Source organism: Hyphomicrobiales bacterium, from assembly GCA_039973685.1.
GTDB lineage: Bacteria > Pseudomonadota > Alphaproteobacteria > Rhizobiales > JACESI01 > JACESI01.
In genome coordinates, this window is record JBDWKL010000044.1 from 1 (window position 1) to 14,827 (window position 14,827).

The window sequence follows — 14,827 nt, forward strand, 5'->3', positions numbered from 1 at the left end:
TTGTGCCGCGCATGTGGGGCGGGATGACCTCCGCTCACGAATTGCGGACGATTGCTGACGTCGTTGATAAATACGAAATCCCTGCGGTCAAATGCACAGGCGGTATGCGTATTGATATGTTGGGCATCAAGAAAGAAGACCTTCCCGGTGTATGGGAAGACCTTGGCAAGGCTGGGTTCGTCTCCGGACAGGCCTATGCCAAGGGACTACGCACCGTAAAAACCTGTGTCGGCACGAATTGGTGTCGCTTTGGTACGCAGGATTCAACCGGACTTGGTATCAAGCTTGAAAAGTTCATGTGGGGGTCTTGGACGCCTGCGAAACTGAAGCTCGCTGTCTCCGGTTGCCCGCGTAATTGTGCGGAGGCGACCTGTAAGGACATCGGTGTCATCTGTGTGGATTCAGGTTTTGAACTTCATTTCGCAGGTGCTGCTGGCCTCGACATTAAGGGCACGGAAATCCTCGGCAATGTGACGACGGAAGAAGAAGTGATGGAGTACGTGGTGGCTCTTGCCCAAATGTACCGTGAGCAGGGGTTTTATTTGGAACGCATTTACAAATGGGCCAAGCGCATTGGTCTTGATGAAATCCGTTCGCAAATCATGGACCAGCCAGAAAAGCGCAAAGCCTATTATGAGCGCTTTGTCTTTAGTCAAAAATTCGCGCAATTCGACCCCTGGAGTGAACGCGTTTCTGGCAAAGACAAGCACGAATTTAACCCAATGGCGACCTTGCCATTACAAGCTGCTGAATAGAGGGAAGGCGTTTATCAAATGAATGCTGTATCACAAAACTGGGTGTCGGTTGGCGAGCTTTCAGACATCCCGCGCCTTGGTGCGCGGTGCGTTAAAGCGGGTGAAACCACGATCGCAATCTTCCGCACTGCTGAAGATCAAATCTTCGCTTTGGAAGATAAGTGCCCGCACAAAAATGGCCCTCTCAGTAATGGCATCGTGCATGACGGTTGCGTCACATGCCCGCTTCATAATTGGGTGATCTCACTTAAGACAGGTGAAGCACAAGGCGCTGATGAGGGGGCGACCAAAAGTTATCCAATTAAGATAGAGGGAGAGTCTATTTTGTTGGATATGGGAGCCGTTCTGTGACCACAACCAAAACCACGTGCCCCTATTGTGGTGTCGGTTGCGGCGTTCTGGCGACCACACAAGCGGATGGTTCGATCTCGATAAAAGGAGATCCGAACCATCCGGCAAACTTTGGCCGCTTATGCTCCAAAGGGTCAGCGCTAGGGGAAACGCTCTCACTCGATGACCGCATGCTTCATCCGCAAGTGGACGGTCAGCGGGTGAGCTGGGACAATGCTCTTGATTTAGTCGCTGAGAAGTTTGTCGAAAGCATAAAAGAACATGGCCCTGACAGCGTCGCGTTTTATGTTTCTGGTCAGATTTTGACAGAGGATTACTACGTCGCGAATAAGTTGATGAAGGGCTATATCGGCTCTGCCAATATTGACACGAATTCTCGACTTTGCATGGCCTCATCTGTTGCAGGGCACCGTAAAGCTTTTGGCACAGATACGGTGCCGGGTTGTTATGAGGATTTGGAAGAAGCTGACTTGATCGTTCTCGTCGGTTCTAATTTAGCTTGGTGCCATCCAGTCATCTATCAACGCATTGCTGCGGCTAAAGAAGCACGTCCGGATATGAAAGTGGTGCTCGTCGATCCACGCCGAACAATGACGGCAAACCTTGCAGACATCCACCTGCCAATCAATCCAGATGGCGACGTTGCCTTGTTTGCAGGGCTATTGGTGCACTTATCCAAAGCAGGTGTTTTGGATGCAGATTACATCGAGAATTATACGAGTGGTTTTGAAGAGGCTCTCACGCAAGCAGCCAGCCTTTCGAACGAGCAATTGGTAGAAGATACGGGCCTTTGTTTGGATGCGCTTGAAGAGTTTTATTCGCTTTTTGAAAAGACCGAAAAGGTCGTGACTGTTTATAGCCAAGGGGTCAATCAATCTGAAAGCGGAACGGATAAAGTAAGTGCCATTATCAATTGTCATTTTGCGACTGGTCGAATTGGCAAAGCGGGTATGGGCCCGTTTTCCATCACCGGGCAACCAAATGCGATGGGTGGGCGCGAGGTTGGTGGGCTTGCTAATATGCTTGCGGCCCACATGAATATTGAGGATGAAAACCACCGCGCTCTCGTGCAAGATTTCTGGAATTCACCGACCATGCCGCACCAACAAGGCTTGAAGGCGGTTGATATGTTTGAGGCTGTGGCTGATGGCCGCATTAAAGCGCTGTGGATTATGGCAACAAATCCTGTGGACTCCATGCCAGATGCTGATTTTGTTCAAGATGCAATTAAGAACTGCCCGTTCGTCGTGGTGTCTGATGTGTCTGAGACGACGGATACTGTGCGTCATGCCAATGTGAAATTACCTGCCTTAGCTTGGGGTGAGAAAGACGGCACGGTGACCAACTCAGAACGCCGTATCTCGCGACAAAAGGCCTTCTTAGAAGCGCCAGCGGAAGCCAAAGCCGATTGGTGGCATATGGCACAAGTGGCAAAGCGAATGGGTTTTGAGGAGGGCTTTGATTATCGCGACTATGCTTCTATCTTTCGCGAACATGCGTCTCTTTCAGCTTATCACAACGATGACAGTCGAGACTTTGACATCGGTGCACTTAGTACGATTGATGCGAAGGACTATAATGATTTAGCCCCGTTCCAGTGGCCTTGTCGTGCTGGTGAAAAAATGGGTGAAACACGGTTCTTTTCTGAAGGTGATTTCTACACGCCAGATCGGAAAGGGCGCTTTATTGCTGTATCCTCTCAACCACAAGACCGCACGACTGAAGACTATCCTTTTACTCTGAATACAGGGCGCATTCGTGACCAGTGGCACACGATGACACGAACCGCTAAGACGGCGCGCCTGTCTTCTCATTTGGCCGAGCCATTTTGTGAAATCCATCCTGATGATGCTGAGCACTTGCACATCAATGATGCGGACTTAGTAGCGCTTAGCAATGAACGCGGCATCATTTTCGTGCGTGCTTTGATTACGGATAGGCAAAAAGCCGGCAATCTCTTCGTGCCGCTACATTGGACTGATCAATATGCCGCTAATGCACGTGTGGATATTTTGTTCGCATCGGTTGTTGATCCATTTTCTGGACAACCTGCTTTGAAGAACGTGGCCGTAAGCGCGGAACGTTTTGATCCAGCTCAATATGGCTTCCTCATCTCGCAAGAAAAACCAGATTTTGGTGATGCAGCATATTGGGCGCTTGCTAAAACCGAAGGCGGTTGGCGCGCTGAATTTGCATTGATCAAACCTGTTGATGATCTGAACGATTTTGGTCGTACTGTGCTCGGCGATACCTTGCACGATGCCCCGCAACTTTATAACGATCGGCATAGCGCAGATAAGCGGGCTGTCTGGTTTAAAGATGACAAACTGCACGCTGCCATGTTCCTCGCGCCTCAACCTGTTATTGCCTCTCGCAGCTATCTGGTGGATTGCTTGCAACAAGACTTTGACACGCCCTTATTGCGCCAAGAAGTGATAGCCGCTCGCCCTCCAGCCAATAGGATTGAGAAGGGGGCGATGGTCTGCTCTTGCTTCGGGGTGGGGGTGAATGAGATTATAAATGCGACAGCGAGTGGTTGCCATACAGTAAAGGCCATCGGGGATTGCCTTAATGCAGGCACGAACTGTGGCTCATGCAAAGGCGAAATTGCGTCACTATTGGAAATGCATATTGCTGAGATAACCGATTTGGCAATCTAGATTGGGTTGCCTTAATTTTCCGAGTTAATTCGGAAACCTAAACGTAAGCCGTAGACGATATTGGGATCTTCTTTGATGTATTTTTCTCTCAGCAAAGACGACACGATGGCGTCTGTCACGACTTTATAACCGGCAGTGCCTGTATGGTGGTCATCTGCGAGATAAAGGTCTTGCACACCATCATCCACGGCTTCTTTGAGCGGTGTTAGAAGATCAATTGTTAGGGCAGGCGATAGATCAGGCAAGTTCTCTGACAAGGTTTTATGCAAAGGATAAGCTTTGCGGTCTGCTTCTATCACATGGTCCCAATAAGCTTGATGAGGACTTGGGAAAATGGCGACGGCTGTCTTCATGCCAAACTCTTGGCCACGCTTTGCAAAACACTGCACGCCTTGTGTTAATTGCTGCAAGTTTGTCTCGTTATAGGATGCAACGGCACGTGGTTGGGCAAGAAACACGTTGGACTTGCGGCTGGAAAAAGCGTGGTCGACGTCAAGGTGAAATTTCTTAATTTCGTTGTCCAAAACAGTCGTATGTAAAATCCGTTTTTTGACAAAGCTAAGCGCAATATCGAATTTCTCACCGAATGATTCAGCTGTGCGGCGGTAGTGTTTTTGTCGATTGCCTTTAATCGGACGCTTCATCAAGATCGGCTTTGCTTGGCTCAATGAATATTTGTGCGGTTCCGCATCACAGTGCGCCAATGTACTGAGGCGACGGGCGGCAAGCCATTCCTGACTGATCAAGATTGTGAGTTTTGGCGGGTTTTCAAGGGCGGCCAGTTCTTCATGCAAGGTATTCAATTTTACTTTTGAAAAATGAATGACCTTGGTATCTAGGCCAGTCTTTTCGACCAGATAATCAGGCCAGCTATTTGGTGAATTGGAAAAGCTATCTCCGACCACCAAGACGTCAGCATTATCTGCTTCTTTTGGGTCATCAATTTCTTCATATAGATGGCTTGCTTGATAGACCTGTGGCGCGAGCCAGCCGTAGGTATGTTCTTTAAAACCACCACGGCGCGTGGCTGTCCCCGCATAGGGTTCCATATCAATGGCGAAATAGGCAAGCCCGCCCATAACAAGGGCAACGATTAGAACAAAGGAAGATAAGAAACGTACCATAAACTTGCCTTAGAACTGAAAGTACAAAAATTCGCTGACGGAGCTTAAATGCAAGACCGCCCAGAGGAAGAATGTTGCAAGGCCGCTACCCGCCGCATAAGGCGCGATGCTTCTGGTAAGGCGGGCAAAACCGTGAGAGCCTTGCTGATCAGGTTCATTGAAGCCTGCAACTATTTGAGTGAATTTTGATGCAATCGCCATGGAATTTGGCGCGAAGAAAGCAAGCGCAATTGCAAGGGCTAAATGAGGCACAATGCCCGCCCAATCGCTGAGATAATTGATCTTCACCGCATCAAGGCTGAAACCTAACGAGATTAGAATGTCGCGTGCTGGTGTGCCTGCAAATTCACTAGGGGCCGCGAGCGGTGTGATCATGAACATGGCCTTAAACATGGTTGTCATGCCTTCAAGCGTCTCCGCCCGAAAGGGGACCCATGCGATCGCAACACAGAGGAACGTGATGCCGATTGCGACTGGCTTGATCATGACAAGACGGAGCCATCCAAAACCTGGTATTGTGTAAAGCTTAGACCATGCATGATTGATGGCCAGCATCATGCCGTGCATGAAGCCCCAAATTAGAAAACCCCATCCAGCACCATGCCAGATACCGCCAAGTACCATTGTCGTCATTAAGTTGGCATAGCGGCGTACATCGCCTTTTCTATTGCCACCCAGAGGAATGTAGAGGTAATCCCGCAAGAAGCGCGAAAGGGTCATGTGCCAGCGACGCCAAAAGTCGACAATGCTGACCGACTTATAAGGGGAGTTGAAGTTTAGCGGCAGGCGAATGCCAAACAAAAGGCCGAGGCCGATGGCCATATCCGCATAGCCAGAAAAATCGAAGTAAAGCTGGAATGTATAGCCGAACGCAGCACCCCATGCTTCGAAGAAGGCAACTTCTCCGCCAGCATCAATCACGGCAAAGACGCGGCTTGATACAGCGCCGATTGGATCAGCAATGACAGCCTTTTTGAACAAGCCGATAGAAAATAACAACACACCTTCAACGGCCATTAAAGCCCATGTTGACCGGTCCAGCCGTTTAGAAAACTGCGGCATCATCTCGCTATGATGGACAATTGGGCCTGCGATTAATTGAGGAAAGAACACCACGAAGAGGGCATAGGGCACCACTTTTTGCTCGCCAATCTTTCCAAGGTAAGTATCCACCTGAAAAGCAATAAGCTGGAAGGTGAAAAACGAAATACCAATCGGTAGAAGAATATCAAAGGCTTCGAAATCAAGCCCTATGAGACGGCTGATTTCGCCAGATACAAAGCCCAAATACTTAAAGTAGGAAAGCAACAGCAGATTGAAAATTATAATCAATGTCAGCGCTGGTTTGCTGGGCTTGTTGATGAGATGGCGGTGGGCGAAGTAATTGACAATCAGTGTTGCCAAAAGCAGAAAAACATAACGCCAATCCCAAACCGCATAAAAGGCGAGGGACGCGATTGTTAAAAAGATGAAGCGATAAGCGGGAATTGCACGATCAATAAGCCAGTAACCGACGAGCACAATTGGCAAAAAAATAAAAATAAAAGGGATGGAACTGAATACCACGACAAAGCCCAAAGTTCATTCAATTTGGAGCAATGTAGCAATGAAAGATTAATACTAATTATATGGATTTCCGCCATTTTGAGTAATTGATGAGCGGGTAGGTGGACGGTTTTGATGTGGCTATTGGACGTTGGTTTAGCCACAATATTTTCATAAATAAAACTGTTTGCTTTGTCGGTCTTTAAATCTTGGTTTGAGGGCCTGTAACCTTAATATTTAGTATGTAGCAACCAGTAAACGCGAACAAAGTCATCATTTAGGAAAAATAATTTCGGATATTGGCTGTTATGAGGAGGAAATTTCTTTTCATTGTGCGATGCAACCCATATAAGAACCATCAGAAAACTGAAATACGAGCTAATGACGGACGATAGCTGCTAGTTCAGGAATTTTCGTTTTGCTAACTGGATAATAATCCTCTCCCACTTGTTTTTTGATTTTGGTTAGCATATTTTAACGGAAATTCATTAGTATGCGAATGAATTATCTGCTTCTCGTCGAAACAGGATGACGCAATGACCAATGCAGTACTAAAATCTGAAGTATCAGTAGAACCGACACACGCTTTCGAAGTTCCAAAGAACGTCTACGATTTGCCTGTGCTTGAAGTGAAGCATTATACAGATCGCTTGTTCTCTTTCCGTGTGGCGCGTCCAGCTGCGTTTCGTTTCCGCTCTGGTGAATTTGTCATGATTGGTCTGCCAGGTGAAAAGCCGGTATGGCGTGCTTATTCTGTTGCTTCGCCAAGCTGGGAAGAGCACATCGAATTTTTCTCGATCAAGGTCGAAGACGGACCTTTGACGACTCACCTGCAGAAAATTCAACCAGGTGACAGCATTTGGATGCGCACGAAATCAACAGGCACGCTTGTTCATGATGCGCTTATTCCAGGCAAGAACCTTTATCTAATGTCGACAGGCACAGGCGTTGCACCATTTGCGTCGATCATTCGCGATCCAGAGACTTATGAAAAATTCGAACGTGTTATTTTGGTTCACACCACACGTGAGAGAGCTGAGCTTGAATATGGCTATGATCTTGTTTCTGAGATCAATGAAAGTGAACTTTTGTCAGAAATAGTTGGCGATAAATTGGTTCATTACCCAACGACGACCCAAGAGAAGTCTGAAAATGTGGGGCGCATTACCACGCTGATCCACTCAGGCGAGTTCTTTTCAGAGGTTGGTGTTGACGGATTTAACCCTGAAGAAGACCGCATCATGATTTGCGGCTCTATGGCAATGCTTGAAGAAATCTCCGCACTTGCAGAGAAATTAGGCTTTGAAGAAGGCTCTAATGCAAAGCCGGGCGCTTACGTAATTGAAAAAGCATTTGTTGGATAGTTATTTGGTTTTCGATTTGAGGAAAATCGTAAGACTTGACTAAACAATGGTTAATACTTCGTGGTTATTGTGCTTCGTAATTAACGGAGTTCAAGATGATCAACTTTATGAAAAAGCGCGAACTGACACCAGAAAATGGCGTTGGTTCTAATGATAATACGACTGACACTGCAAAGCTTGAAAAGTTGCAAAGCGGCATCGACGCTTGCGATATGCCTTTTGCAGTGTTTGATGAAAATAATGTCTTGATCATCTGGAACAAGGGCTACCAAAAGCTCTATGATAGCGTTTGGGACAAGCTCGATCACCCGATTAAATATGAGCAAATGGCTCGCTTGCAGTTGATGGAAAAGAACTTTGACGGTGATTTTGAGTCTGAACTTGCAAGATTGATAGACAATCAGAATAAACCATTCAGTACCGCCGACCGCGAATATGCAAATGGTGCTATTTTAAGAGTTGCTAAAACTCGTTCGTCCGACAATATTTCTGTTGGTTTGGGAATGGACGTATCGGATATTGCTAAGCGCGAAAAAGCTGTCGATGAATGGCTCGGTACTTTCCAAAGCGATATGGAATCTCAAGTCTCTGATTTGTGCGATCACATGCACTCTATTTCAGACGAATTAGCGGCTGCGTCAGAAACCTTGCTTGAAACGGCAACCGACACATCATCTAAAACATCGACGATTTCTGAAGCTGCAGAAGAGATGAACCAAGCTCTGTCATCGGTGAATGACCACGCCAAGCAAACAACCAATGCGGCGGAAAGAGCCACTGACGCTGTTGTTTCTACAGAGAACCAGTTTTCTGATCTTAGCGATGCGATGGAAAAAATTGCAAATTTTGCAACGACTATTCAGGCGATTGCCGATCAGACCAACCTTTTGGCATTGAATGCAACGATTGAGGCTGCGCGCGCTGGTGAAGCGGGACGTGGTTTTGCAGTTGTTGCGGCTGAAGTTAAAACACTTTCAGATCAAACCTCAAAGGCAACTGAAGAGATCAACGGTCAAATCAACAACGTGCTTGATGTCATGAAGCAATCGCAGACAGCATTTTCTGGCATCTCTTCCACGACAAAAGACATCTTTGAGCTGTCAGCTTCGACCTCAGACTCTGTTGAAGGCCAAGCAGGTAGTGCTGCTGAGATTGTTCATCACATCTTGTCGCTCAATGAAACTGCAAATTCTGCCAGTGCGGGTGCTGAACAAGTGGCAGGGCTTTCCTCTGAGGTGCGAAACCAAACGACAACCTTGCAAACAAGTGTTCAGGAAGTCTTGAGGGTAGGGCTGGCAAAACTTCAGGCTCAACGATAGCGTTGAGCCTGCATAGGCTAAACCAGCACGTCTTCTTCGATCTGCTTACCCACATTGAAAACACGTTTATATCGCTCAATCTCGCTCGCAGGGCCCATCGCTTTGCGCGGGTTGTCCGACAGCTTGACTGTTGGCTTGCCATTGGCCGCGATTGCCTTGCACACCATGGAAAATGGCGCCAATGCGTCTCCGTCGGTTAACCCTCTGAAATCATTAGTTAAAAGTGTTCCCCAACCAAAGCTTATTTTGGTTTTGTCCGCAAATTGTGCATGAAGGGACGAGATCCTTTCAACGCTCAAGCCATCAGAGAAAATGAGCCGTTTTTCTTGCGGGTCCTGACCATTGTCTTTCCACCATTTAATAACGAGATTAGCCGCTTCCACTGGATCGCCTGAATCGATGCGCACGCCAGTCCAGTTTTGTAGCCATTTTGGTGCGCGTTCGAAGAAGCCCTTAGTGCCATAGGTGTCTGGAAGGATAATGAGCAAATTGCCGTCATGTTCAACCTGCCAATCTTCTAAAACGCGGTAGGGTGCACTGGCCAGTTCTTCGTCATTTTCTGCAAGGGCTGAGTAAACCATTGGGAGTTCGTGGGCGTTTGTTCCAATCGCTTCCACTTGTTGGCGCATAGCGATGTGACAGTTTGATGTCCCGACAAATCCATCACCAAGCCCTTCTTTCATGGCTTGAACACACCAGTCTTGCCACAAATATCCGTGGCGGCGACGGGTGCCGAAATCTGCGACGGCTAAGTTATCCATAGTCCGCAGTTTTTGGATTTTTTCCCAAACGCGGTTCATGGCGCGTGCATAGAGAATTTGAAGGTCGAATTTGCCCATTTTCTTCAAAACGGCGCGGCTACGAAGTTCCATCAAAACCGCAAGGGCAGGCACTTCCCACAACATGACGTCACACCACTTTCCCTCAAAGGTTAGGTGATATTGACCATCATATTTTTCGAGGTGATAGGCGGGTAGTTGGAGGTTTTCCAACCATTCCATAAAATCATGCTGGAACATGGAGCGCTTGCCATAAAACAAATTGCCGCGCATCCAAGTGCTTTCACCACGCGATAGGCTGAGGGAGCGGATATGGTCGAGTTGCTCGCGCAATTCTCCTTCATCAACCAGTTCAGCCAGTTTTACGTCTTTGGTGCGGTTGATCAGGCTGAAGGTTACGTTGTCGTCTGGTTTATGGCGAAAAACCGACTGGGCCATCAGGAGCTTGTAGAAATCGGTATCAATCAACGATCTAACGATCGGATCGATTTTCCATTGGTGATCATACACCCGTTTTGCGATGTCTATCATAGGTCTAGCTGATCCCTGATTGGTTTTATAACCATTAGATAGACACCCGCATGGCCACCGCGCAAGTATTGTCTTCACGAAAGACTAAACAATAACCTCACCCAACTTCGCATTATTGCGCGGTCGAGCAGCATTCTTATGCTTGTCTGACTGCTCAATACACCTTACCAAGATAGAGGTAATGAACGAACGAGGCGGATGAAATGAGTGAAAATGCATGGCCTAAAGAATTGCGTGTGTCGAAAGATAAGCGCTCTCTAACTATTTCTTTTGATGATGGCGGAACATTTGACTTGAGCGCTGAATATTTGCGCGTCACCAGCCCATCTGCAGAAGTTCAAGGCCATTCGCCAGCCCAGCGCAAAACGGTCCCGGGTAAGCGTGATGTTGAAATTATGAAAATGGAACCAGTCGGTAATTATGCTGTACGCATAACCTTCACCGACCTCCATGATACCGGTATATTCTCATGGGTGTATCTGCGCGAACTTGGCGTTGAACATGCAGAGCGATGGGCCGCCTATTTGGGTGAGCTTGAAGAAAAGGGTATGAGCCGCTAGCCGCTCTTTGCCATCTTCACCAAAACGGCACGAATGTCGTCTGCTTTGATGGGCGCGTCTTCAAAGGGAATGCGAAGGGCAATGTCATCTGCTCTCAAGTCAATACCATCAGGATCAATGCCCGTCATAAGCCAGCTTAGCTCGTCGTAATCGGCGGCAAGCTCAGGTGCTGCGGTTTTGGCATAATGGGTGATCGCTTTTTGATGGTCTTCATTCATGTGGCCAATCACACCGTCTTCAGCGTCGGCGAAAGCAGCGCACAATGTTTCATCGTTTAAAACGAAATCCTCCGCTTTAAGGGCGTAGGCTTTGGCAAACCCTCCATTCAAATTTGCGCGTTCGATTTTCAATTTAAAGAAATGAAAGTCGCCAAAATCTGCATATAGAGCAGCCGCGTTATGGCGCATTAAAAACCGTTTTCGCGCGCGTTGTCCTTCGTCTGATTGTCGATCTAATTGTTTCGCTGAACAAATGAGCGTCATACGTGGGTGGGCGAGGGGATCACCGCTTCCTATTTCACCAACCAGCAATGAACAGCGCGGATCATTCATCAAGGCAGCTGTATGGTTGGATAATTCCGAAATTAAGATAATGGGCGTGCCGTCAACATCTGTTGCAACCGTTACACGGCTTGCCAATGGATGGCCGCTTTCGTGTTCCAAAGCGGCGAGACTGCCTTGGATTGCTTGCCTTAGAAGCTGCTTTGCTAGCGCGATTCCATCAGAATCGGTTCGCCTAAGTACATCTTCCTGTTTTTTCGGTGCCATTATAAATTTCCGTAGGGTGCGGTGTGATTTCCACACAACATATTAAAAAGTCGAGAGTTTGTGAAACCTAAAAACCCATTTACTCTTGCAATTTTCGTCGAATATTGCGTTAAACGAACCAGTAGCGCACGTTGTTTTTTCATGTTCCACATTGAGTATTTTGCAACGCCCATGACTGCAACCAATAGATCTAGAGCTGAAATGACAAAAACGTATACTCATAGCGCAATGTATTTTGCTTCTGTCGTGTTTTTGAGCGTGTCAATTGGGGCGATTTCGCATTCATACGCTGAAAGCACGCTCGGTTCAGAGACTATCATTTCTCCAGTTTTGAAGAAAAAAACACCCAAGCTAATTGTTGAAGAAGTTGTTGAGCTTGAAGCTAAGCCAAAACGGAAAAAAACGTCTGTTGTTCGCCGCCGAAAAGATCCAGTTGTCCTACCGAGGGTAAGACCGGATCTGAATGAAAATGGTGGTGTTTTTGAACTCGCGCAATTGGGTCCACATGCAGAGTTGCCAGCTGAGAATGCGAGCAATGAAGCGTCAAGTACCGTCGATCTAGATTCAGTCACCACATCAAGCGTTATACTCGACCAAGATCAACCGCAAGACGCTAATGTTTCAGCTGCTGCTGGTTCTGAAAGTGCTGCGAATGCAGATGAGCTGGCTTTGTTGAAAGCCGAGATTGCATCACTTAAAGCGCAACTCTTAAGTGAGAAGGAAAACGCAGCAAAGCTGACTGGCGACTTGGTTCGTGCGAAAGAAAAGACGTTAGAACAAGCAACGGCTAAACAAGCAGCTGCGGCTAAAAAATCTGATGTTGCTGAGGACGCGGCAGAAAAAACCGCCGAGATTAAAGCGGCAGAAGATGTTGTCGCAGAGCCTAACGAGCCTAAAGAGGCTGAAGTCTCAGACGTTAAAACACCCGCTCTCAACGAAGTCGTAGGTAATGACGCTGCAAAGCGCGTGGATGCGACAAAAGAAGCGGTGGCTACGCCTAAAACGGCTGCTGATACTGTCGCTGATGCTGAAACCTTAAGTAAAGACGCAAGCGAAAAAGCTGCGGCTGAAACTGAGGCAAAGACGAATGCCGCTACCCAAGCTGCGGATAAGGCTGAAGAGAAGGGCGTCGACGCAAAGAAAGTTGCTGATGACGACACAGCGTCGAAAGTGGAAGAACCAAAGGTTGCTCTCGCGCCAGCCGACCCCGCAAAGTCTAAATCAGATGATGCATCAAAAGCTGTCGCTGATCCAAATGCAGCAAATGCATCGCTAAAGGAAGGCGAGGAAGCTGCTGAAATTGATCCAGCCCTCTTGCTTCCATTCCCGCGTGAAAATCCATTTGAGCGCGTAATTCCAAAAGTTGCTAAAGGCCCACTTTACATCAAGCTACCGCCCATCAACGACACGTATAATATATACGTTTTGGGAGATTCTCTTGGTTCCGGTTTATGGCAGGGCTTGCACCAGAACTTCCGTGGTTCCGTGGCACCTGCAATTAAGGTTGTGAAAAAGGCTAAAGCGAACACAGGTATTGTACGCAGTGACCGTTTTGACTGGATGGAAAACATGGAGAAAATCGCCAATGGCGGTGGCTTCCAACTTGCCGTGCTGATGTTCGGCGCTAACGACGCGCAATCAATTCGTGCGAAGGGCAAACGCCATCATTTCCGTACACCTGGATGGGAACAACTTTACCGAGCACGCATCGACCGTATGATCCGCGCCTTGAAGCGCAAGAAGATTGCGGTCTATTGGGTGGGCCTGCCAAATGTGCGCGTTGCAAGCTTGCGTGAGGATTACCTTCATTTCAACGCGATCTTTAAAGAGAAAGCTGATGAGCACGGTATTCATTTCATTGAGACATGGGATGTGACCAATGATGAGAATGGCGAATGGCAGCCTTCAGGAAAGACTGTTCAAGGTAGAAAAGCCGTTCTGCGAGCGAAGGATGGAACCCACTTTACCTCTTCAGGGTATCGTCGTTTGGCTCAATTCCCCGAAGAAATTTTGCGCCCAGACATAAATCAAGCGCGTGCTAATCGTCTTGCTAAAGGCTTGCGAATTAGAGGTAACGACGGATAATTTATTGAATAAATTCAAATATTTAAGGGCATCCAATTGGGTGCCTTTTTTTGTGTTTTCATTGTATCTCACAACACAATAACAGCGTTAACAACTCGCCAAAAAACATGTTTAACCCGATGTTAATCGGCGACAGGCACACTTTGGACAGTAAACAAGGTGCATCAGTGCGCGCCTTGCAGTTTTAGTTGTATGAGCACGTTGTGTTGTTGCTCATGCCTTGTTGAGTAGGTGTGTTATGAGTAGTACAAATTCTTCTGAGACTTTGTTGCCAGAAGTCGAGTCGTTCAGCCCTATCGGTGCTGACTTAGCTCCAAGATCCTCCCTTCCTCCAGTATCAGCTCCGCTACAGGTTGCACCACAAATGCAATCTCCAAGCATGGATGCGCCAATGCAGCCTGTGGAACAGGTGCTGCCTCCAGTTCATGCGACTGTGCAGCCTGAGCCACAAATCGTGCGGCCTAACTTGCCGGTGGCCATTGGTAAAGGTGGGTATACGCTCGCTGTACCGGGTGCTGAAAATATGATCGCACCTTTTGAGGCATCCGCTGTTAGCATGGATAAGCGGACTCATACAGGACCGGTTGTGACTGCAATTGGTGACGAAGAACAAAAACGTACTTGGAAACAATTTTTGTCTTCAGGTGTTGGCCTTGCAGCCTTGGCAACAGTTGCGGTTTTGGCAGCTAGTGCGCACCACGTGATTACATCGAGCGGTGATAGTTCTGACAATTTAGCTGCCAACGCTCCTGCCATTGAACAACCTGCCGCGAGTGTCGTGGCGCGTTCAACGAAGACTGATGGCGACGAGAAAAATACTCTTGTGCCGCGCCGTGTAAAAGTGGAACATTTTAAAGTTTCCAACGGACAAAAGGCAGCATCTGCGCCTAAGACGGTGATTGATTTGACGAAGAAAGCTGACAATGCATCTGACGCTTCTGCTGATCAACAAGCAGGCTTGAGCGATGATAAGGTGCAGGAGTTGGC

At 47.6% G+C, this 14,827-nt stretch carries 12 protein-coding genes; 8 read left to right on the forward strand and 4 right to left on the reverse strand.

The genetic code is table 11. The features are described 5' to 3' along the window. The 3 genes from ABJO30_12745 to ABJO30_12755 all read left to right on the forward strand — a co-directional run. On the forward strand, nt 1-755 hold a 755-nt coding region (locus ABJO30_12745), incomplete at its 5' end, for a nitrite reductase large subunit (GenBank protein MEP3233686.1). 18 nt (nt 756-773) lie between these two features. Beyond that, a complete protein-coding gene (nirD, locus tag ABJO30_12750) occupies nt 774-1,106 on the forward strand; it encodes a nitrite reductase small subunit NirD (GenBank protein ID MEP3233687.1) in 333 nt (110 codons plus the stop codon). After that, entirely contained in the window at nt 1,103-3,766 is a 2,664-nt protein-coding gene (locus ABJO30_12755) for a molybdopterin-dependent oxidoreductase (GenBank protein ID MEP3233688.1), read from the forward strand. The genes nirD and ABJO30_12755 overlap by 4 nt, the downstream gene beginning before the upstream one ends. 11 nt (nt 3,767-3,777) lie before the next feature. Here the strand turns inward: ABJO30_12755 and ABJO30_12760 are convergent, their stop codons facing one another. Further along, complete coding sequence (locus tag ABJO30_12760; GenBank protein ID MEP3233689.1) at nt 3,778-4,890, reverse strand: hypothetical protein; 1,113 nt, start codon at nt 4,888-4,890, stop codon at nt 3,778-3,780. A 9-nt stretch (nt 4,891-4,899) separates the two neighbouring features. After that, nucleotides 4,900-6,411 (reverse strand): MBOAT family O-acyltransferase, encoded by a 1,512-nt coding sequence (locus tag ABJO30_12765; protein ID MEP3233690.1) that lies wholly within the window; start codon nt 6,409-6,411, stop codon nt 4,900-4,902. 560 nt (nt 6,412-6,971) lie between these two features. Here ABJO30_12765 and ABJO30_12770 point away from each other — a divergent pair. Then, nucleotides 6,972-7,799 carry a ferredoxin--NADP reductase gene (locus tag ABJO30_12770; GenBank protein MEP3233691.1) on the forward strand — a complete coding sequence of 276 codons (828 nt, stop codon included), beginning with the start codon at nt 6,972-6,974 and terminating at the stop codon, nt 7,797-7,799. Between the two features lie 95 nt (nt 7,800-7,894). Continuing rightward, nucleotides 7,895-9,118, forward strand: a complete 1,224-nt coding sequence (locus ABJO30_12775; protein MEP3233692.1) for a methyl-accepting chemotaxis protein — start codon at nt 7,895-7,897, stop codon at nt 9,116-9,118. Between the two features lie 17 nt (nt 9,119-9,135). Here ABJO30_12775 and pncB read toward each other — a convergent pair whose 3' ends face one another. Next, on the reverse strand, nt 9,136-10,428 hold the full coding sequence (pncB, locus tag ABJO30_12780; protein ID MEP3233693.1) for a nicotinate phosphoribosyltransferase: 1,293 nt from the start codon (nt 10,426-10,428) through the stop codon (nt 9,136-9,138). A gap of 203 nt (nt 10,429-10,631) precedes the next feature. Here pncB and ABJO30_12785 point away from each other — a divergent pair, with 203 nt between their 5' ends. After that, on the forward strand, nt 10,632-10,988 hold the full coding sequence (locus ABJO30_12785; protein MEP3233694.1) for a DUF971 domain-containing protein: 357 nt from the start codon (nt 10,632-10,634) through the stop codon (nt 10,986-10,988). Here the strand turns inward: ABJO30_12785 and ABJO30_12790 are convergent. Continuing rightward, nucleotides 10,985-11,755: a DUF2470 domain-containing protein gene (locus tag ABJO30_12790; GenBank protein MEP3233695.1), complete on the reverse strand. Its 771-nt coding sequence runs from the start codon at nt 11,753-11,755 to the stop codon at nt 10,985-10,987. The genes ABJO30_12785 and ABJO30_12790 overlap by 4 nt on opposite strands. Nucleotides 11,756-11,956: 201 nt before the next feature. On the opposite strand from ABJO30_12790, the gene ABJO30_12795 reads away from it, so the two are divergent. After that, complete coding sequence (locus ABJO30_12795; protein MEP3233696.1) at nt 11,957-13,840, forward strand: DUF459 domain-containing protein; 1,884 nt, start codon at nt 11,957-11,959, stop codon at nt 13,838-13,840. Between the two features lie 238 nt (nt 13,841-14,078). Then, on the forward strand, nt 14,079-14,827 hold a 749-nt coding region (locus ABJO30_12800; protein ID MEP3233697.1), incomplete at its 3' end, for a hypothetical protein.